The organism is Streptomyces cirratus (assembly GCF_014650775.1).
Taxonomy (GTDB): Bacteria; Actinomycetota; Actinomycetes; order Streptomycetales; family Streptomycetaceae; genus Streptomyces; species Streptomyces cirratus.
Map to the genome: position 1 here is coordinate 47385 of NZ_BMVP01000005.1, position 18394 is coordinate 65778.

20 protein-coding genes are annotated in these 18394 nt (G+C 72.6%); 6 read left to right on the plus strand and 14 right to left on the minus strand.

What is annotated here, in order from left to right; genetic code table 11:
• Positions 1-49: 49 nt before the first annotated feature.
• On the plus strand, positions 50-2758 hold the full coding sequence (locus IE207_RS15505; RefSeq protein WP_190184792.1) for a helix-turn-helix transcriptional regulator: 2709 nt from the start codon (positions 50-52) through the stop codon (positions 2756-2758).
• A 162-nt stretch (positions 2759-2920) separates the two neighbouring features.
• On the plus strand, positions 2921-3868 hold the full coding sequence (locus tag IE207_RS15510; protein WP_444544998.1) for an AraC-like ligand-binding domain-containing protein: 948 nt from the start codon (positions 2921-2923) through the stop codon (positions 3866-3868).
• A 33-nt stretch (positions 3869-3901) separates the two neighbouring features.
• Here the strand turns inward: IE207_RS15510 and IE207_RS15515 are convergent, their stop codons facing one another.
• The 9 genes from IE207_RS15515 to IE207_RS15555 all read right to left on the minus strand — a co-directional run bounded on the left by IE207_RS15515 (position 3902) and on the right by IE207_RS15555 (position 12139).
• Positions 3902-4531: a CE1759 family FMN reductase gene (locus IE207_RS15515; RefSeq protein ID WP_190184794.1), complete on the minus strand. Its 630-nt coding sequence runs from the start codon at positions 4529-4531 to the stop codon at positions 3902-3904.
• The gene (locus tag IE207_RS15520; RefSeq protein WP_190184795.1) at positions 4528-5613 is read right to left on the minus strand and encodes an LLM class flavin-dependent oxidoreductase; all 1086 of its coding nucleotides are present in this window, start codon (positions 5611-5613) and stop codon (positions 4528-4530) included. Before IE207_RS15520 ends, IE207_RS15515 begins: the two co-directional genes overlap by 4 nt.
• A gap of 63 nt (positions 5614-5676) precedes the next feature.
• Positions 5677-6435, minus strand: a complete 759-nt coding sequence (locus IE207_RS15525) for a GPR1/FUN34/YaaH family transporter (protein ID WP_190184796.1) — start codon at positions 6433-6435, stop codon at positions 5677-5679.
• 16 nt (positions 6436-6451) lie between these two features.
• On the minus strand, positions 6452-8320 hold the full coding sequence (locus IE207_RS15530) for an amidohydrolase (protein ID WP_190185103.1): 1869 nt from the start codon (positions 8318-8320) through the stop codon (positions 6452-6454).
• Positions 8321-8361: 41 nt separating this feature from the next.
• On the minus strand, positions 8362-9315 hold the full coding sequence (locus tag IE207_RS15535) for an alpha/beta hydrolase (protein WP_190184797.1): 954 nt from the start codon (positions 9313-9315) through the stop codon (positions 8362-8364).
• 59 nt (positions 9316-9374) lie between these two features.
• On the minus strand, positions 9375-10205 hold the full coding sequence (locus IE207_RS15540; RefSeq protein WP_190184798.1) for an alpha/beta fold hydrolase: 831 nt from the start codon (positions 10203-10205) through the stop codon (positions 9375-9377).
• A gap of 29 nt (positions 10206-10234) precedes the next feature.
• Positions 10235-10822 carry a Dps family protein gene (locus IE207_RS15545; protein ID WP_190184799.1) on the minus strand — a complete coding sequence of 196 codons (588 nt, stop codon included), beginning with the start codon at positions 10820-10822 and terminating at the stop codon, positions 10235-10237.
• Between the two features lie 136 nt (positions 10823-10958).
• Entirely contained in the window at positions 10959-11471 is a 513-nt protein-coding gene (locus tag IE207_RS15550) for a DoxX family protein (protein ID WP_190184800.1), read from the minus strand.
• Positions 11472-11476: 5 nt separating this feature from the next.
• A complete protein-coding gene (locus IE207_RS15555) occupies positions 11477-12139 on the minus strand; it encodes a hydrolase (RefSeq protein WP_190184801.1) in 663 nt (220 codons plus the stop codon).
• Positions 12140-12465: 326 nt separating this feature from the next.
• Between IE207_RS15555 and IE207_RS15560 the strand changes: the two genes are divergently transcribed.
• Positions 12466-12789, plus strand: a complete 324-nt coding sequence (locus IE207_RS15560; RefSeq protein WP_190184802.1) for a hypothetical protein — start codon at positions 12466-12468, stop codon at positions 12787-12789.
• A gap of 335 nt (positions 12790-13124) precedes the next feature.
• Here the strand turns inward: IE207_RS15560 and IE207_RS15565 are convergent, their stop codons facing one another.
• Positions 13125-13595, minus strand: coding sequence for a DIP1984 family protein (locus IE207_RS15565; RefSeq protein ID WP_190184803.1), 471 nt, complete (start codon positions 13593-13595; stop codon positions 13125-13127).
• 498 nt (positions 13596-14093) lie between these two features.
• Entirely contained in the window at positions 14094-14255 is a 162-nt protein-coding gene (locus tag IE207_RS15570; RefSeq protein WP_046495796.1) for a hypothetical protein, read from the minus strand.
• 102 nt (positions 14256-14357) lie between these two features.
• Between IE207_RS15570 and IE207_RS15575 the strand changes: the two genes are divergently transcribed.
• Entirely contained in the window at positions 14358-14507 is a 150-nt protein-coding gene (locus IE207_RS15575) for a hypothetical protein (protein WP_190184804.1), read from the plus strand.
• Between the two features lie 124 nt (positions 14508-14631).
• On the opposite strand, the gene IE207_RS15580 is transcribed toward IE207_RS15575, so the two are convergent.
• Positions 14632-15279, minus strand: coding sequence for a response regulator transcription factor (locus tag IE207_RS15580; protein ID WP_190184805.1), 648 nt, complete (start codon positions 15277-15279; stop codon positions 14632-14634).
• 2 nt (positions 15280-15281) lie between these two features.
• On the minus strand, positions 15282-16556 hold the full coding sequence (locus IE207_RS15585; protein ID WP_190184806.1) for a sensor histidine kinase: 1275 nt from the start codon (positions 16554-16556) through the stop codon (positions 15282-15284).
• 148 nt (positions 16557-16704) lie between these two features.
• On the opposite strand from IE207_RS15585, the gene IE207_RS15590 reads away from it, so the two are divergent.
• On the plus strand, positions 16705-17148 hold the full coding sequence (locus IE207_RS15590) for a hypothetical protein (RefSeq protein WP_229873759.1): 444 nt from the start codon (positions 16705-16707) through the stop codon (positions 17146-17148).
• 67 nt (positions 17149-17215) lie between these two features.
• Here IE207_RS15590 and IE207_RS15595 read toward each other — a convergent pair whose 3' ends face one another.
• A complete protein-coding gene (locus IE207_RS15595) occupies positions 17216-17725 on the minus strand; it encodes a universal stress protein (RefSeq protein ID WP_308433604.1) in 510 nt (169 codons plus the stop codon).
• Between the two features lie 292 nt (positions 17726-18017).
• Here IE207_RS15595 and IE207_RS15600 point away from each other — a divergent pair, with 292 nt between their 5' ends.
• Positions 18018-18392 carry an SAV_915 family protein gene (locus IE207_RS15600; protein WP_190184807.1) on the plus strand — a complete coding sequence of 125 codons (375 nt, stop codon included), beginning with the start codon at positions 18018-18020 and terminating at the stop codon, positions 18390-18392.
• The last annotated feature ends 2 nt before the right edge of the window (positions 18393-18394 follow it).

Below are 18394 nucleotides of genomic sequence, written 5' to 3' on the forward strand. Positions count from 1 at the left end.
ACGTACGAACGGCGGATGCAGCTACGGGTGAGAAGGTGCCGGGAATACCGTGTTGATCGGGCGTCAAGAAGAACGGGCGGCCATCGGCGCCGCACTGTCACCGGGAGCCGCACCGGCCTCGATACTGCTGCTGCTCGGCGAACCCGGGGTCGGCAAGACGGTGCTCCTGGACACGGCGGTCGAGGAGGCCGTACGGGGCGGGACCAAAGTGCTGCGGGTACGGGGCAACGCCGCCGAGACCGAACTGGCCTTCGCCGGACTGCACCAGCTGCTGCTGCCGGTCCTGGACCGGGTGGACGGCCTGCCGGCCCGTCAGCGGGCGGCCCTGCTCAGCGCCTTCGGGCTGGGCGAGGACCCGAGCCCGCCCGACCACATGATGATGAGCCTGGCCGTCCTCACCCTCGCCTCCCAGACCGCCTCGGCGCAGCGCCTGCTGCTCGCCGTCGACGACGCCCAGTGGATCGACCCGGGCAGCTGCCAGGTGCTGGGCTTCGTCGCCCGGCGACTGGCAGGTGAACCGATCGGCCTGCTCGTCGCGGCACGCGGCACGCACCGGCCCGAGTGGCTGGACCCGTCGACCCCGCAGCTCGTGGTGCCCCCGCTGTCGCCGGACGACGCGGACGCACTGCTCAGCACCCAGCCGGATCCGCCCCTCGGCTCCACCCGCCGCCGGGTGCTGGCCACCGCCGCGGGCAATCCGCTGGCCCTGGTGGAGCTGGCGCGTTCGGCGGCGCGGGACGGGGCCCTCCCGGCCACCGGGCACGTACCCGTCACCGACCTGCTGGAGCGGACCTTCACCGACCAGGTCGACGCGATGCCCGCGGCGACCCGCCAGGCACTGCTGGTCGCGGCGGCGGCCGAGGGCGCGGGGCTGGCCGATGTGGTGGCCGCCCTGCCGCCGGGCACGGACATGGAGGTGTGGCTGCCGGCGGAGACGGCGGGGCTGATCCGCGTCCAGGCGGACCGCATCAGCTTCCGGCATCCCCTGATCCGCTCGGCGATCTACGGAGCCGCGCCCTTCGCCGAGCGCCGTCAGACGCACCTGGCGCTGGCCGCCGTGCTCGTCGGCGATCCCGACCGCCGGGCCTGGCAGCTGTCGGCCGCGACGGTGGCACCGGACGCGTCGGTGTCGGCCGCACTGGAGGCCACCGCCATGCGCGCCCACGCGCGGGGTGCCATGGCCGAGGCCGTGGCCGGGCTGGAGCGGGCCGCACAGCTGAACTCCTCGGCCGCGGAGCAGACCCGCCTGCTGTCCACGGCCGCGTACGCCGCCGTCCTGGTCGGCGACATCGCCCAGGCGGAGGCACTGGCGGCGAGAGCCACCGAACTCAACACCGATCCGGCGGCACTGGTGTGGATCTCGGGCCTGACCGGGCTGGTGGAGATGCTGATGATGCGCATGGAGCGCGCGTTCGCCCTGGTGGTCCCGGCCGCGCCGCCCGGCCCCGCGGACGTCCACACCGGCATGTCCACGATCGCCACCGGGGTCGCCTACCACTCGGGCAACCCAGCGCAGCGGGAACGGCTCGTACGGTGGCTGGCCGACCGGGTGACGGACGAGGCGCAGCCCCACCCCTTCCACCTCTGGGACGCGGGCGTGATGGACCCCTTCGGCCGGGGCAACGCCATCCGGGCCGTGCTGCCCACGGTGACCTCGGCCGCGGGACAGCCGCCGACGCACGTCCACACGCTGGGCGTACTGTGCATGCTGCTCGACGAGACCGAGGCCGCAGTGAGCCTGCTCGGGGAGGTGGCGAACCCGCAGTGGGAGCACGCCGACGCCTTCCACGGCGGGATGACCGCGGCCGACCTGGCCTGGGCCAACCTCGACAGCGGTCAGTGGGCCGACGCCCGGCTCGGGGTGGAGCGGCTCGCACAGCGGTTCCTGGCCGGTGAGCGCACCCTCGGAGCCACCCGCGCGCTCACCGTCCTGGCGACCCTGTACGCCCTCACCGGCGAGCCCCGACTCGCCCTGGGCCACGCCACTGCCGCGCTGGCCGCGACCGAGCCCGGCTGTGTGCTCGCCACCGTCGCCCGCGCCCGCCGCGCCGCGGGCCTGGCGGCCGTGGCCCTGGGCGACCACGCGTCGGCCTTCCGGCATCTGCGGGCGCTGTTCGACGGGGCGGGCGCGCCGGTCCACTTCCACCTGTCGTGCTATGCCGTCGCGGACTTCGCCGCCGCCGCAGTGCTCGTCGGCCGCGCCGAGGACGCCGAGGCAGTCCTGAGGTGCGTGAACTCCGAAGTCGGTGACGGGGCCTCACCCCGTCTGCGGCAGATCCTGCACCGGGCCGCCGCGCTGCTCGCCGAGCCTGCCGAGGCCGGACCGTCCTTCCGGCGCGCCCTGGAGGACCCGGTGGGCCGGCGCTGGCCGTTCGAGCACGCCCAGGTCTGGCTGGAGTACGGGGAGTGGCTGCGCCGGCAGCGGCAGATCGCCGAGGCGCGGGAGTGCCTGACCAAGGCCCGCGAGATCTTCGACGGGCTCGGCGCGGTGCAGTGGAGCGACCGGGCCCAGGCGGAGCTCCGGGCCGCCGGCGTCGCCGTCGAATCCTCCACGCGCAGCGCGTTCAGGTCCCTGACCCCGCAGCGGCAGCGGATCGTCCGGCTGGCCGCACAGGGCCTGACCAACCGTGAGATCGGGGAGCGCCTCTTCCTGTCGCCGCGCACCGTGGGCACCCATCTCTACCAGGCGTTCCCGGTGCTGGGGGTCGCCTCGCGCAGTCAGCTGCGCGACGTGGTCGAGCAGGAAACGGCGGGCTGAAACCGCAGGCCGGGCAGAGCGCAAGTCATGTGACGGATGGCTGCGCAGGCAGGTGAACCAAGACTGGACGAAGGAGACAGTCACTTCGCCCCAGGAGGCCCCGTGAGCCCGACCTCACCCTCGTCCGCCGCACGCCCAGGATTCCCCTCCGGCGGGGCCGTCGTGGTGTCCACCTCGCCGCTGTCGCCGCACGAGCGGGCGGACTACTGGCACCACGCCGTCTCCGACACCTTCATCCCGCTGGACGTCACGCTCCACGAACGTGAGCCCTCGGCCGGGACGATCGTCAGCGACCGCCTCGGCCCCCTCCAGATATCCGTGGTCGAGGCGGGCCCCCAGACCGTCCGGCGCGACAAGCGCCTGATCGCGCGGGGCGGGGACGAGTACATCACCGTCACCCTCCAGCACAGCGGAACCGGCAAGCTCACCCAGGACGGGCGCCAGGCCCTGGTCGGGCCGGGGACGTTCACCTGCTCGGACGCCGGCCGGCCCTACCAGAGGGAACAGCCGGGCCCCTTCCGCTTCACCGCGATCCGGGTGCCCAAGCAGCGCCTGGGGGTGACGGACACCGACCTGCGGGCCGTCACGGGGACCGTTTTCGGCAACGATCGCGGCCTCGCCGGCCTGGTGACCGGGTACCTGTCCCGCCTTGCCGAACACGCCGCCGGATTCGACCCGTACACGGGCGGGCAGCTCGCCCTGACCACCTCGGACCTGCTGGCCCTGCTCGTGCGTGAACGGCAGGGCCGGCTGGACCCGCAGGCGCCGGAGGCCGCCCGCGGCATGCTGGCGCGGATCAAGGAGTACGTCCTGCGCCACCTGGCCGACCCGGACCTGTCCCCCCACCGGATCGCCGCCGCCCACCACGTGTCGGTGCGGTACCTCCACAAGCTCTTCCAGTCCCAGGGGTGCTCGGTCGGCGCCTGGGTCCGGCGCGAGCGCCTGGAGCGGTGCCGCCGTGATCTGGCACGCGGGCCGGCGGCCGCGCCGTCCGTGTCGGTGGTCGCCCACCGGTGGGGGTTCGCCAACGCCTCCCACTTCAGCCGGGCCTTCCGCGCCGCCTACGACATGTCGCCCCGCGAATGGCAGTCCCTGGCCCGCACTCCGTGAGCACGTACTGCGTGGACGCTCCTGCGTGAGCACTCACCGCGGACCGGTCCGCAGCGCCTCCAGTTGCCGGTCGAACGGCACCACCTCCTCGTCCGCGGCCGGCTCCGGCCGGGGGGCGGCCGCCAGCGCGGCGAGTTCCGCGGCGGCCCGCCCGATGCGCCCGGCGAGCGCCGCGGTACGGGAGTCGCCCGCCGAGCCCCAGTCCTCCGGGGCCGCGAAGACGGCGGTCGGGGTGACGGCGGCCCGCAGATGGGCGAAGAGCGGCCGCAGGGCGTACTCCAGGGCCAGCGAGTGCCGTGCCGTGCCGCCGGTGGCGGCGGCCAGTACCGGCTTGCCGACGAGCGCGTCCCGGTCGAGGACGTCGAAGAAGGACTTGAACAGGCCGCTGTAGGAGGCGCTGAAGACCGGGGTGACGGCGATCAGGGCGTCCGCCCGCGTCACGGCCTCCACTGCCCGGCGGAGCGTGGGGGCCGGAAAACCGGTGACGAGGTTGCCCGCAATGTCCACGGCCAGTTCCCGCAGTTCGACCGTCTCCACCTCGACGCCCCGTCCGGCTTGCGCCAGTCGGCGACCGGCCGCCTCGGCGAGGCGGTCGGCGAGCAGCCGCGTCGAGGACGGGACGCTCAGGCCGGAGCTGACGACCGCCAGCCGCACCGGGTTCACCGCTGCTCCCCGGCGCCGCGTGCGGCCCGGGCGGCGTGGGTGGGGCCGGCCGGGACCTCTGCGGGGCGGCCGACCGCGAACTCCTTGCGCAGCACCGGGACGACTTCCTCGCCCAGCAGGTCCAGTTGTTCCAGGACCGTCTTGAGGGGCAGGCCCGCGTGGTCCATCAGGAACAGCTGCCGCTGGTAGTGGCCGAAGCTCTCCCGGAACTCCAGGGTCTTCTCGATGACCTCCTGGGGGCTGCCCACGGTCAGCGGGGTCTGCTCGGTGAACTCCTCCAGCGACGGGCCGTGTCCGTAGACCGGCGCGTTGTCGAAGTAGGGCCGGAACTCGCGCACCGCGTCCTGGGAGTTGCGGCGGATGAACGCCTGGCCGCCGAGACCCACCACGGCCTGCTCGGGAGTGCCGTGGCCGTGGTGTGCGAAACGCCGCCGGTAGAGGTCGATCAGCCGCCGGAAGTGGTCCTTGGGCCAGAAGATGTTGTTCGCGAAGAAGCCGTCACCGTAGAAGGCGGCCTGCTCGGCGATCTCGGGGCTGCGGATCGAGCCGTGCCAGACGAAGGGTGCTACGCCGTCCAGCGGACGCGGCGTCGAGGTGAAGCCCTGGAGCGGGGTGCGGAACTTCCCCTCCCAGTCGACCACGTCCTCCTGCCACAGCCGGCGCAGCAGCGCGTAGTTCTCCACGGCCAGCGGGATGCCGTCGCGGATGTCCTTGCCGAACCAGGGGTAGACCGGGCCGGTGTTGCCGCGTCCCATCATCAGGTCGACGCGTCCGTCGGCCAGGTGCTGGAGCATCGCGTAGTCCTCGGCGATCTTCACCGGGTCGTTGGTCGTGATGAGGGTGGTGGAGGTGGAGAGGATCAGCCGCTCGGTGCGCGCGGCGATGTAGCCGAGCATCGTGGTCGGCGAGGAGGGCACGAACGGCGGGTTGTGGTGCTCGCCCGTCGCGAAGACGTCCAGCCCCACCTCCTCCGCCTTGAGGGCGATGGCCACCATCGCCTTGATCCGCTCGTGTTCGGTGGGGGTCCGCGCCGAGGTCGGATCGGGCGTGACGTCGCCCACCGTGAATATGCCGAACTGCACAGGAGTCTCTTTCTTCGTCTTCATCGTCTTGTGCCCCAGGGGCGTGCGAGGCGGGGCGCCGGCTCACAGGGTGCGTCGCACGCCCGCCTGCCGTTCCAGGTTGCGCAGCTGCACCGCGAGGTCGCCCTCGACCGCGGTGTGGGCCGGGCCGCTGCGGCCGATGGGCAGCACCTCCTCGCTGCGCATGTCCTCCAGCATCAGTGCGTAGGCCGCGTACGTGGCCACGAGCGCCACCAGGAGGCCGAGGGCTCCGGCGGTGTACGTCAGCCAGTGCGCCCCGGTCAGCCCCGCCAGCCCGGTCGCCGCCCACCTCGGCAGCGATACCACCAGGACCAGCCACAGGGCCCGCTTGGGCCGGGTCACGGCCGCCATCAGCGCCCCGAAGCACAGGAAGGCCAGGTTGAACACGCCCAGCACCCGGGCTCCGCCGGCGGCGCCGGTCCCGATGACCAGGCCGTAGGCGAGCCAGCTGCCGGCGAAGGTGCCCATGAGGGTGGCCGCGATCACGTCCCGCGCCCCGAAGGCCAGGAAGCTCACCAGGAGTTGCAGGGCGAAGGCGGGCAGGACGCACAGGGCGACCGCCGTGCGGTCGGCGGCCTCAAAGACCCCGAGCTGGAGGCAGGCCGTCATCACCGAGGCGATGGCCACCGTGAAGAAGCCGAGCGGCATCGGCGACGCGATGGGCCGCAGGTTGATCCGCGTCATCGACCGCAGGTCGGGTTCGAAACGGCGTACGGGGGCCGGTCCGGGCGATGTGGAGGGCGGTGTGGAGGGCGGTGTGCCGGGCGATGTGGGGGCGCCCTCGCCGGGAACGGTGCTCATCGGTGGGTCCCCCCGTTCAGTGCGCGAAGCACGGGTCGGTGAAGGGCGCGGGCGTCACGGGCCCGGAGCCCCTCGCGGCGCGCCACAGCCGGTGCTCCTCGGACTCGGCGACGGCCTCGGCCATGGCCAGGGCCTGGTGGGCGCCGCGCGAGCGGTACCCGCCGAAATGGGCCACCGGGCTCCACTGCGGGCTGACGGGCGGGACGGCCTCGTCGAGGCCCTCGTACTCGGCGCTCGCCCAGACGATCCGGCCGCCGACTACGGTGAGCACGGATTCGATGTCGGGGATGGCGGCCTCGGGCACGGTGAAGTAGTCCTCCGAGAGGACCGCGAGGTCGCCGTAGCAGCCTTCGCGCAGTACGCCCTTGACGTCCTGCTCGCCGGTGAGCCGCGCGCCGCCCGTGGTGTAGAGGCCGAGCGCGGTCTCCCGGTCGATCAGGTTCGATGCCGGATACAGCTCCGTACCGCCGACGGTGCGGCCGGTGACCAGCCAGTGCAGCGAGACCCACGGGTTGTAGGAGGACACGCGGGTGGCGTCGGTGCCCGCGGCGACGGTCAGCCCCCGGTCGAGCATGGCGCGGACCGGCGGGGTGTGGGCGGTGGCCGCGGCCCCGTACCGGGCGAGGAAGGCGGAGCCCTGGAACGACATCCGGTTCTGCACGGACACGGCGCCGCCTAGGGCCGCGATCCGCTCCAGGCTGTCGGCGGTGACGGTCTCGGCGTGGTCGAAGAGCCAGCGGTTGCCGCCGGGGAAGAGCCCTTCTGCCGCGAGCTTCTCGAAGACGGCCAGGTCGCGGCGGATCGTCTCGTCGTAGGTGGCGTGCAGCCGGAAGCCCCAGCCGTTCTCCATCAGCAGCCTGACCGCCTGTTCGAACTCCGCCTCGTAGCCTTCGGCGAGTTCGGGCCGCGGCTCGGTGAAGTTCTCGAAGTCGGCGGCGGCCCAGGTCAGGTTCTCACCCGCGCCGTTGAGGCGGAGCCACTCGTCGCCGTCCCCGGGCTCGACCGTCTCCGTCCAGCGCCTGAGGTCGGCGAGCTCCTGCCCGGCCGTCTGCGGGAACAGGTGGTAGGCGATCCGCAGCGACAGCTCTCCGGAGCGCGCCAGGTCGATGACGGTCGCGTAGTCGTCGGGGAAGTTCTGGAACCCGCCCGCCGCGTCCACCGCCGAGGTCAGCCCGAAGCGGTTGAGTTCGCGCAGGAAGTGCCGCGTCGAGGTGCGCTTGCCGGACGCGTCCAGGGCCGGCGCCTTGGCCAGGGTGGAGTACAGGATGAGCGCGCTCGGCGCCGCGAGCAGCACCCCGTTCGGTTCGCCGTCCCGGTTCCGTACGATCTGGCCCCCGCGCGGGTCGGGGGTCTCGCGGGTGTACCCGGCCGCCCGGACGGCGGCCCGGTTCATCAGCGCCGACTGGTAGAGGTGCAGGACGAACACGGGGGTGTCGGGTGCGGCGGCGTTCAGTTCGGCCACGGTCGGCATCCGCCGTTCGGCGAACTGCTCGGCGGTCCAGCCTCCCACGACCCGGATCCACTGCCCCTTGGGGGTGCGGCCCGCCTGCTCGCGGAGCATGGCCAGGGCCTGGCGCAGGCTCCGGACGCCGTCCCAGCGCAGCTCCAGCACGTAGTTGAGGCCGCCCCGGATGACGTGCAGGTGCGAGTCGTTCAGGCCGGGGACCACCCGGCGGCCGAGGGCGTCGACGACCTTCGTCGCCGGGCCCACCAGCGCGGCGACGTCGTGGTCGTCGCCGAGGCCCACGACGCGGCCGTCGCGGATGGCGACGGCACGGGCCGTGGGGCGGCCGGGATCGCCCGTGAACACCTTGGCGTTGCGGACGAGCAGGTCGGCCGCCGGCTGCTGCGGGTGCGCGGCGGGGACGACGCCGGCCACGGGCATCCCCGGTCCGGCGGCCGCACCGGGTGTCGCGGTGTTCCCCGTCACGCGAGGGCCTCGCGCAGGGTGGCGGCGGCGAGCGTGATGGCGAGCTCGGCCGCGCGCGTCCCGCGGAGCGGGTTCAGCATGACGAAGTCGTGGATGGTGCCCAGCACGCGCAGGGCGGTCACCGGGACCCCGGCGGCGCGGAGCTTGGCGGCGTACGCCTCGCCCTCGTCGCGCAGCACGTCGGCCTCGGCGGTGATGACCAGGGCGGGCGGCAGTCCGGTGAGCTCATCGGTGGAGGCCCGCAGCGGGGAGGCGGTGATCCGGGCACGTTCGGCCTCGTCGGCCGTGTACTGGTCCCAGAACCACCGCATGGCCTCGCGGCGCAGGAAGTAGCCCTCGGCGAACTGCCGGTAGGACCCGGTGTCGAAGGCGGCGTCGGTGACCGGGTAGAAGAGGACCTGGTGGACGATGCGCAGGTCACCGCGTTCCTTGGCCATGAGGGTGAGGGCGGCGCTCATGTTGCCGCCGACCGAGTCGCCCGCGACGGCGATCCGGGTGCCGTCGAGCTCCTTGTGGTGTCCCTCGCGGGCCACCCACTGGGCGACGCTGTAGTTCTGCTCGATGGCGACGGGGTAGCGGGCCCCGGGCGAGAGGTCGTACTCGGGGAAGACCACGGCCGCCCCGGCGCCGACGGCCAGTTCGCGCACGAGACGGTCGTGGGTGTGCGCGTTGCCGAACACCCAGCCCGCGCCGTGGATGTAGAGGATGACGGGGAGCGGGCCGGCAAGGCCGCTGGGGCGGACGATCCGGGCCCGGACGTCCCCGGTGGGGCCGCCCTGGACGGTGATCCATTCCTCGTCGACGGCGGGCAGGGCGACGCCTTCGCCGCTCTGCACGTCGTCCACGGCCTTGCGGCCGTCGGCGACGGGGATCTGGTAGAGGAACGGCGGCTGGGCGGTGGCGTCGGCGAAGGCCTGGGCTGCGGGTTCGAGGACGGGCCGGTTGGGCACGGTGGGCTCTCCTTCTGGGGGGTGGGGTCGGGGGCCGGGGGCCGGGTGGCTTTCGCGCCTCAGGCGAGGAAGTCGAGGAGCGCCGCGTTGACCTCGTCGGCGTGGGTCCAGGTCAGGCCGTGCGGTCCACCGGGCACGATCGTGAGCCGGGCGCCGCTGATGTGCTGGGCCAGCGGGATCGCGGTGGCGTCGATGGGCAGCGTACGGTCGGCGTCGCCGTGGATGATCAGTGTGGGAACGTCGATGCGCGGCAGGTCGGCGCGGAAGTCCGTGAGCCAGGCCTGGACGCAGTCGAGGGTGCCCTTGGCGGAGGCGCCGACGGCGACGTTCCAGCTCGCCTGGACGGCCTGCTCGGTGATGCGGTCGCCGCCCAGCACGTCGACGTTGTAGAAGTCGGCGAGGAAGGCGGTCATGAACGCGAACCGGTCGGCGGTGATGGCCTCTTCGATGCCCTTGAAGACACTCGCGTCGACGCCGCCCGGGTTGTCGTCCGTCTTGAGGAGGTACGGCGGGACCACGCCGATCATGACGGCCTTGGTGATGCGCTCGGATCCGTACGTGCCGAGGTAGCGGGCGACCTCACCGGTGCCCATGGAGAAGCCGACGAGGACGGCGTCGCGCAGGTCCAGCGCGGTGAGGACCTCGTTCAGGTCGCGGGCGAAGGTGTCGTAGTCGTAGCCGTCGGCGGGCTGGTCGGAGCGGCCGAAGCCGCGCCGGTCATAGGTGACGACCCTGTGGCCCGCGGCGAGCAGCGCTGCGGTCTGCTTCTCCCAGGAGGCCCCGTTCAGGGGCCAGCCGTGGATCAGCACGACGGGCCGTCCGGTGCCGTGGTCCTCGTAGTAGAGCTCGACGGGGGCGGAGTTGCCTTCTGCGACCTTGATGAACGGCATGTGTGTGTTCCTCTTCCTGTTCTTCGGGTTCAGACCCGCACCAGCGGGGTGTCGACGAGGTGTTCGGCGAGGAACCACACCTGGGCCTCGCCGGTGCGGACGACCTCGGATATCAGCAGGTCGTTGCTGCCTTCGTCACCCTGGGCGGAGATGCGGGCGGCGGCGTCCCGGGCGTCGGTCAGGATGCGCTCGTGCGCATCGAGGAGCCGGGACAGCATGACGGGCACCTGCTCGACCCCGTCGGGCGGACGGGGTACGCAGGTCAGTTCGGCGACGTGGCGCGGGTCTGCGACCGCCACCCCGCCGAGGCTCTGGATGCGCTCGGCCAGCACGTCGACCAGGGCGAGTTGCTCGGCGGCGTGCTTGTCCAGCAGCAGGTGGAGCGAGTAGAAGGTCGCCCCGCGGACGAGCCAGTGGTGCTTCTTGTAGAGGGCGTGGAGGATCTGCGTGTCGGCGAGCACGTGGTTCAGGCGCTGGCAGGCGTACATGCGGGTGTCGTGGGCCAGGCCGATCGGGAGCTGCTTGAGGGTTCCGAACGGCTGGGTCTCCCCGCCCCTTTGGTGCAGCAGCGGCTGGCTTCCGCCGCGTACGGGTTCGTCGGCGGGTGCGGATTGCATCGAGTACTCCTGGTCACAGCCCTGTTGGGCGGTCGGGTATCGGGCGGGACGGGTGGACCCGGCCGGCCGCGAGTAGGGGGATGCGCGGCCGGCCGGGCCCGGTCTGCGGGGCGGGTCGGTGCGGGAGGACGGGCGCTCAGCGCGGGGCGGCCGGGGATGCGGCGGCCGGAGCGCGGTGCAGGACGAGCCGGGTCAGCAGTCCGCTGCCCAGGCCCGCCGCGAGGACGACGGCCGTCCACCACAGGGGGTACGGCGTCAGGTCGAACGCGGCGTCCAGCGACCAGGCGCCGGGGCCGGTGGCGGCCAGGGCCGCAGCGGCGCCGATCAGGAACAGGGGGTACTCGTACCCGTCGTTCTGCACCCAGAGGCCGTTGTGCCGCTTCACGGTGAGGGCGACGGTCATGACCCCGATGACCCCGGTCGCGGCGAGCGGCGTCAGGAACCCGGCGGCCAGCAGGAGGCCCGATCCGATCTGGCCGCCGCCCGCCGCGAGGGCGGTGAGGACGCCGCCGCGGAACCCGTCCGCACGGAACTCCTCCGCGCCGCCGTCGAGTCCCTTGCCACCCAGGTGCCGGCTGACCTTCTGCACCCCGTGGGCCGCGATGAGCACACCCACCAGCAGACGCAGGATCAGGATGCCGGTGTCCAAGGCGGTCAGCCGGCCGCGTGCTCGCCGATGACGGACTGCGCGTAGACGACGCCCAGGCCGTACGCGCCCGCGTGCGCCTTCACCACCTCCATCACGGCGGGGTACGTCTCCTGGCGCGCCCAGTCACGCTGGAGCTCCAGCAGCACCTGCACCCAGGTCACGGGCACGGCGCCGGCGGCCAGCATCCGCTGGAGGGCGTGCTCGTGCGCGGCCGGGGTGACGCCGCCGGAGGCGTCGGCGACCACGTAGACCTCGTAGCCCTGCTCCAGCGCGGACAGCGCGGGCAGGACGAGGCACACCTCGGTCCACAGACCGGACAGGATGATCTTCTTGCGGCCGGTGGCCTTGACCGCGGCGACGAGGGCCTCGTCCTCCCAGGCGTTCATGCTGGTGCGGTCGATGACCTCGTGTCCGAGGAACACGTCGGCGAGCTGCGGCAGCAGCGGCCCGGAGAAGGATTCGGCGGCCACCGTGGTCAGGACGACCGGCACGTCGAAGGCCAGGGCCGCCTTGGCGAGGCCGACAGTGCTGTTGATGATCGAGGCGCGGTCGCCGCTCCCGGTGCCGAAGAACATCTGCGGCTGGTGGTCGACGAAGACCATCACCGAGTTGTCGGGCGTGAGCAGGTCCCGGCTCGGGGCGGCCTGGACCTTGGCGATGTCGAACATGAGGGGCGTCCTCCCGGAGCGGGTCACGAGGTTCACCGGCCGCGTTTCCCCCGCGGCCCGGCACACCCCGAAACTACGACCGGCCCGGCGGCCCGTTTTTGCTTCGAGGGCACGGGAACTGACACGACAGCGCACCGGGCGTGTCCGCGGGTCAGGCCTGTTCGGTCGGGCGGACGAGCAGCCACGCCATACACATGCCCATGGGTGACAGCCATGTCATGGACGGCTGAGGCGCTCGGTACCCATCGCTCTCCGAACGCATGGAACACCCGTGTCCCGGGCACGCGACTGCACCAGATCAGCCCCGCCCAGAACCAGGAGACCCGATGATCCGCAACGCCGTGACCTGCGACCGTGAGGACTGCCTCGCCCTCTGCCTGGAGCCCCGGGAGCCGGAGAACGCCCGGTTCGGGGAAATGATCGTGGAGGCCGGGTGGGTGGTGCGTCCGGCGGCCGCCGTCCTGCCGGGATACCCGGCCGCGCCCGACGTCCTCGCACACCTCTGCCCCGCCTGCGCGGCCGGACGAGGTCCGGTCCTCGAACGCGGGGAGTGCCCCGCCTGTGCCGGCAAGACCGAGGACCTGGAATCCGGTTCCACCTGCCACTACTGCCGGAAGGTCGTCCCCCACCTGGCCGACAAATGGTGCTGACACAAAGCTCAGCGGCTCGCCTCGACCTCTGCGGGCTTGGCGGCAGCCCGCCGCTTTGATGTGGAAGACCCCGAACCCACCCTCGCCGCCCCGGATCTGCACGTGGTGATGTGCTGTGCGGTGTACACCTTTACCTGTACGCGGTGCTGAGCTGCGCTGTCGGTGGGGAGTCGAACCCCGCGTTGCTCTTCACGCGCCAAGGAGTGGGCCGGAAAACCGCCGGCCCTCGGTGTGTGCACGCCTCCGAAACCGCTACCTGCTCCACATCGTGCCGGCCCGCCGGCAGCATGCCTGTCGGGCTTCCGGCCTACCGGGCTGCCGGCCTGTCGAAATGTTCAGTCCAGCAGATCGACTTCCCAGTTCGTCCGCTGGATCCGCACGTCGATCTCTCGGATGTCCCGGGCGAGTTGATCCGCCTGACCGCGCAGCTCCGCTACCGGAAGCGCGGAAAGCATCATCAACTCGGACCGAAGCTGCCGACCGTATCCCCGCTCCCCCTTGCCCGCCGCCGCGTCCGCCGCCGCGGTGACCACGGAGTGGCGCAACCGCAGGACGTCCCGGCGCGCGAGAGCATCGGTGAGCGTGCCGTCCGGACCCATCTCCACGGTGGCGTTGGTCCGGTTGATCCGTCGAATCAACGCTTCCAGGGCGTCGAGCACCTCACCGGCGTCAGCCAGCAGCTGAGTCGCGTCCTCGGCGGGTGTCTCCCCTTCCTGGTACCGCGCGCTGCTGATGACGCGGGCCCGAAGCTGTTCCACACGGCGCGTGGCTTCCGCACGTTCCGCCAGTGCCTCGGCAAGTTTCATTCTCTCCACCTCCTCCCCATGAGCTCGCACAAGCATCGAACGGGGATCACCTCTTGCGCACGCGATTTTTACGTGCTCCGCGTGCCGCCCCGCGACTGCGGGTGCGGGCCGAGTCCGGACGCGGTGGCCCTGCCGCTCAGCGGCAACGCCACGTCCAGGACGTACGGTCGGCCAACAGTGCTCCATGGCGCCCAGCCGTCGGCGCAGTGGCCGGCACTCCGGCTCAGGCAGGGGCGGTCAGGCGGAACCCGCCGAGGCATCGTCGGCCGCCGCAGTCGGCCGGCGCCGGCCGGGGCGGCCGTCGATCTTCGGAGGTGAGCAGGTTCCCTGCTGCGTCACGGCGACCGCCCCGGTTGTACCCGGATACCCCCGGCGTCCGCTTTCACCCGGTACCGGCCCCGCGTACCCGCCCGACCGCGACGACATGGCTGTGGCCCGCGCCCCTTGAGGGGTGCGGGCCACAGCCGCGCGCGGTGTCAGATCGCGCGTGTCGGGCGGCTACCAGCGGTACCAGCGGCCGCTACCGCCCTTGGGACGGGCGACGAAACCGATCAACCACAGAACCAGAACCGCGATGGCGACCCACCAAAGGACCTTCACCGCGAAACCGGCACCGAAGAGGATCAGAGCGAGCAGAAGAACGAGAAGCAGGGGAACCATAGTTATCAACCTCCAAAGCGCCTACTGCCCGACAACCCCCCACCCATGCGTGCGAATTTATGCGTTTCTTATCCGGCGCTGCGGGCAAGGGAACACGTCCGCATGTCACGAGACGCCAAGACGCCCTCCCGCGCACCTGCCGCCGTCGACCCGGAGGACCGTGCCGACATCCGACGGGCCTTCCTCGGCCCGCACCGGCCGGGTCGCGCTCGCTACCCCGACGACTGGGCGGTGACCGGACTGGTCGGGTGAATCCTTCGTGGAGCGCGGAGTTCGCCGGACTGTGAGCCAGGCGCGGGCACCGCCTCTGCTGTCCGCGGTCGGCACCGGCCGCACGGACGGACGCACCAGGCCACCACCATGAACGCGCTTGATCTCACCGCTGGTTCAGGTAGGTGAGGACCGCGCGGACACGGCGGTTGGTGTCGTCGTCGTCCGTGACCCCGAGCTTGCCGAACAGGGAGGTCGTGTACTTGCTGATGGCGCCCTCGCTGAGGAAGAGCCGGCGCGCGATGGCATGGTTGGACAGGCCTTCGGCCATCAGGCCCAGCACCGAGTACTCGCGTTCGGTGAGCCGTCCGAGCCCACGGTCGGGGGCGCTGCCGGACAGCAGCTTCGCGATCACGACCGGGTCCATGGCGGTGCCGCCCGCCGCGACGCGTTCCAGGGAGCCGATGAACTGCCCGGCGTCGAACACGCTCTCCTTGAGGAGGTAACCGACGCCGCCGGAGCCGTCGGCCAGCAGTTCGCGGGCGTACAACTGCTCGACGTGCTGGGAGAGGACCAGGACCGGCAGGCCGGGGATCTCCGCGCGGGCGGTGAGGGCCGCGCGGAGACCCTCGTCCGACTGCGTCGGGGGCATGCGCACGTCCACGACGGACACGTCCGGGCGGTGTGTGCGCAGCGCTTCGAGCGTCTCGGGCCCGGTGGCGGCAGTGGCCACCACCTCGTGCCCGAACGCCTCGATCAGGCGGACCATCCCGTCGCGCAGGAGGTACAGGTCTTCGGCTACGACTATTCGCATGGCTACTCGCATGGCACGGTCATCGTGGCACGGGTCGGCCCGCCCCGGGGGCTGCTGATCACGAGCGTGCCGTCGAAGGCGGCCAGGCGGCGGCGCAGGCCGGCGAGCCCGCCGCCGGGGCGGAGTTCGGCCCCGCCCCGGCCGTCGTCCTCGACCTCCACGACGATGCCCGTGCCGTCCCGTGTGAGGCGGACGTGCGCCCGGGCCGCCCCGGCGTGCTTGACCGCGTTGGTGAGGAGTTCGGCGACGCCGAAGTAGACGGCGGACTCGATCGACGGGTCCAGGCGCAGCGGGCCGCCGCCGGCGCTGACGGACACGCCGAGCGGTACGTCCAGCGCGAGCGCGCGGACCGCGTCGACCAGCCCGCGCTCGCTGAGGACGGGCGGGCTGATGCCCCTGATCAGTTCACGGAGTTCGGTCAGTGAGGCGGCGGCGCCGGCCCGCGCCTCTCCCATCAGCGCCTTGGCCTGCTCGGGGTCGCGGTCCATCAGCTGCTCGGCGGTGGCCAAGGAGAGCCCGAGTGCGACGAGGCGGGCCTGGGCGCCGTCGTGGAGGTCCCGCTCGATGCGGCGGATCTCGGCGGCCTGCGCGACGGTGGCGTCGGCACGCTGGGAGGTCAGCTCGTCGACGCGCTCCGCCAGCGCCATCGCCGGCGAGGGCCGAAGGAAGCGGACGGCCACCCGGTGGACGGCCCGCCAGGCGTACGGGGCGCTACCGGCGGCCAGGACGAGGGCACAAGCTCCGACGGTACGAGCGGCGGTCTCGGGCCGCGCGACGGTCTCGGGCCTGGCGAGCCCGAGGACGGCGACGGCCAGCGCGGCCGGCGGAAGGGCGGCCACCACCCCCGCCGAGAACGGGGCGATGACGGCGAACCGCAGGTCACGCCAGGTGGCGGGGTCGCTCCACCACAACCGCATCCGCTGGTCCATGACGGCGTCCCGGCGACTGCGCTCGTAACTGAAGCCGTTCCACCAGTAGCCGGTGGACAGTTGCACCACCGGCCCGGCCTCCCGGCGCCCGGCGGGGATGTCGGTGCCGGTCCACCGCGCGACGAGGAACCTGACCGCGCGGCAGACGGTCTGCGCCAGGGTGAGCGTGCCCGCGCACACGATCACGACGGGCCCGATCCACGACCACGGGTGCTCCGCCCCGCACCACACCCCCAACCCCACGGCGGCGGCCCACACCACCGGCACCAGCATGCAGACGGCGGCGCCGACGCACGCCCGCCCGAACCCCACCCCGGCGTGCACCGCCCAGGAACCGACCCGTTCCATGACTCCCCCTCGTCCGTTGGTCGTTGCACCACTGTGCACCGCCCGGAGTCCGCAACGCCCCGGCTCGGCCGGGGAGTGGGTCCAGACCCACCCCCGTGTGGGGCCAGGCCGATACCGCGTCGTAGGGCTGCTCCGTAGCGTCATGGCCATGGAAACCAACGCGCACACCACGACCGCGGACGCCTCCGTCCTCAACTCACTACCGATCAGTGCTGCGTTCGGCGCGACCCAGGGCAGCGTGAAGATCTACGGCGCGCTGACCGCGGCCGCCCTCCTGGCGGTCATCGCGGTCGCGAGCACGGGCCACGTGGTGAACCCGTTCATGTGGGTCCGCGCGATCCTGCTGCCCGTGATCGCGGTGTTGCTCCACCGCCTGGCCGTCTCCGCCTTCGAGGGATCCCGACGCGCCTTCGAGCGCCTGCGCGGCATCTCGGCCGTCTTCCCGATCGGGATCGTCGGCGTGGACCTGATCCCGGGCGTGTGCCCATGGTGGTACGCGGCGATGCAGGTGCTCTGCGTGCTCCCGGTCATCCGGATCGCCTTCGTGCTGCGCGGGGCGGCCCTGCGAGCGGCGTTCCCGAAGGCGCGCTGACGCCGCGCCGCCCCGACGACCTGGGTTCCCCTGTGCGGTCGGCCCGAGCGCAACGGTGTCCACAGCGTCAGGCGAGTTCTCGGACGTCGAGCGGCAGCCGCCAGGAGTTGCGCCGGTGGGCCGCTTCGTACTCGGCCCGGAGCGGGGACGGGGGCACGGTCAGAACAGGACAGGCCGCGTGGGCGAGGACGTAGCGGGCTACCGACGGACGGAACAGGCGGCGCAGCGGGCCGCGTGGGCCCGCGCCCACCACGAGCAGGTCGTCCGGGTCGCGTGCGACGTCGACGAGCGCGGCACCCGCCGTGCCCCGCACCGTGAGGCCCGTGAGGGTGACGGGCGGGGTCCGGCCGCCGAAAGTCGCGTCGAGTACCTCCCGCAGCCGGTCCGCCGCGGCCGACCGGCACAGCGCCAGGACCGGCACCCCGCAGGAAGTGCGGCTGCCGGGCCCGCCGCCCGGAGCCTGCCATGCCAGAACCGCGCACAGCTCCACCCGCCTCAGCCGAGCCTCGGTCACAGCTCGGTGAAGTGCTCCGAGGCCGCCCAGACCTCCACTGACACCGACGACCACCTTCGGCACGCTTCCTCCCTCGTCGATCCGTCCGGGGGACTCATCCAACGGCAGGGAAGCGCTCCGAGGCCGATTCGCTGACGGTCCTCTGACACGGCCGGGGTCGATTCCGACGCGTTCCTGACGCCTTCCGCCCCCGGCCGTCAGTACCCCGTATGGACTCCGGCGTACGGCATCAGGATCCCGTCAGGGGCAGACCACAGGGGCACCAGCCCGGGGATAGCTTTCGTGTGGCCGCCCCGGAACGCCTCCCCGCACCCGGGGCGCCGACACTCGTCCACGGCTCCCCCAGGAGGGCCCCATGTGCCTTTTCCAGTACGACGACGACCCCGAGCCCGAGGAACGCGTCCCGGCCGGACTCCTCTACGTCCCCGTCCGGCCGGGAGCGGCGGAGGTGGCGGTACGCATGTTCCGCACCCCGCTGGGCGCTCGTACCGCCGTCGGCTTCACCGATCCCGGGCTGCTGGCCGCCGTGTTCGGCGCGCAGCAGCCCTGCATCCGGCTCTCGGAGCAGGCTCTGCGGGCGCTGGCCGAGCCCCTCGGGGTGGAACTGCTGACCGTCGACCCGACGTTCACCGCACCCGCCGTCACCCGGTCCGTGACCCGGTCCGTCACCGGTGGGTCCCCCGTGCTCGCCCCGGACCCGCGGCGGGCCTCTTCGGCTCCGGCCGCGTGAGA

Coding starts and splice junctions, on each gene's coding strand:
- IE207_RS15570 (WP_046495796.1), bottom strand. CDS start 14,255: ATGGTTCCCCTGCTTCTCGTTCTTCTGCTCGCTCTGATCCTCTTCGGT.
- IE207_RS15565 (WP_190184803.1), bottom strand. CDS start 13,595: ATGAAACTTGCCGAGGCACTGGCGGAACGTGCGGAAGCCACGCGCCGT.
- IE207_RS15555 (WP_190184801.1), bottom strand. CDS start 12,139: ATGTTCGACATCGCCAAGGTCCAGGCCGCCCCGAGCCGGGACCTGCTC.
- IE207_RS15590 (WP_229873759.1), top strand. CDS start 16,705: ATGGAAACCAACGCGCACACCACGACCGCGGACGCCTCCGTCCTCAAC.
- IE207_RS15575 (WP_190184804.1), top strand. CDS start 14,358: ATGTCACGAGACGCCAAGACGCCCTCCCGCGCACCTGCCGCCGTCGAC.
- IE207_RS15585 (WP_190184806.1), bottom strand. CDS start 16,556: ATGGAACGGGTCGGTTCCTGGGCGGTGCACGCCGGGGTGGGGTTCGGG.
- IE207_RS15600 (WP_190184807.1), top strand. CDS start 18,018: ATGTGCCTTTTCCAGTACGACGACGACCCCGAGCCCGAGGAACGCGTC.
- IE207_RS15525 (WP_190184796.1), bottom strand. CDS start 6,435: ATGAGCACCGTTCCCGGCGAGGGCGCCCCCACATCGCCCGGCACACCG.
- IE207_RS15540 (WP_190184798.1), bottom strand. CDS start 10,205: ATGCCGTTCATCAAGGTCGCAGAAGGCAACTCCGCCCCCGTCGAGCTC.
- IE207_RS15580 (WP_190184805.1), bottom strand. CDS start 15,279: ATGCGAATAGTCGTAGCCGAAGACCTGTACCTCCTGCGCGACGGGATG.
- IE207_RS15545 (WP_190184799.1), bottom strand. CDS start 10,822: ATGCAATCCGCACCCGCCGACGAACCCGTACGCGGCGGAAGCCAGCCG.
- IE207_RS15530 (WP_190185103.1), bottom strand. CDS start 8,320: ATGCCCGTGGCCGGCGTCGTCCCCGCCGCGCACCCGCAGCAGCCGGCG.
- IE207_RS15560 (WP_190184802.1), top strand. CDS start 12,466: ATGATCCGCAACGCCGTGACCTGCGACCGTGAGGACTGCCTCGCCCTC.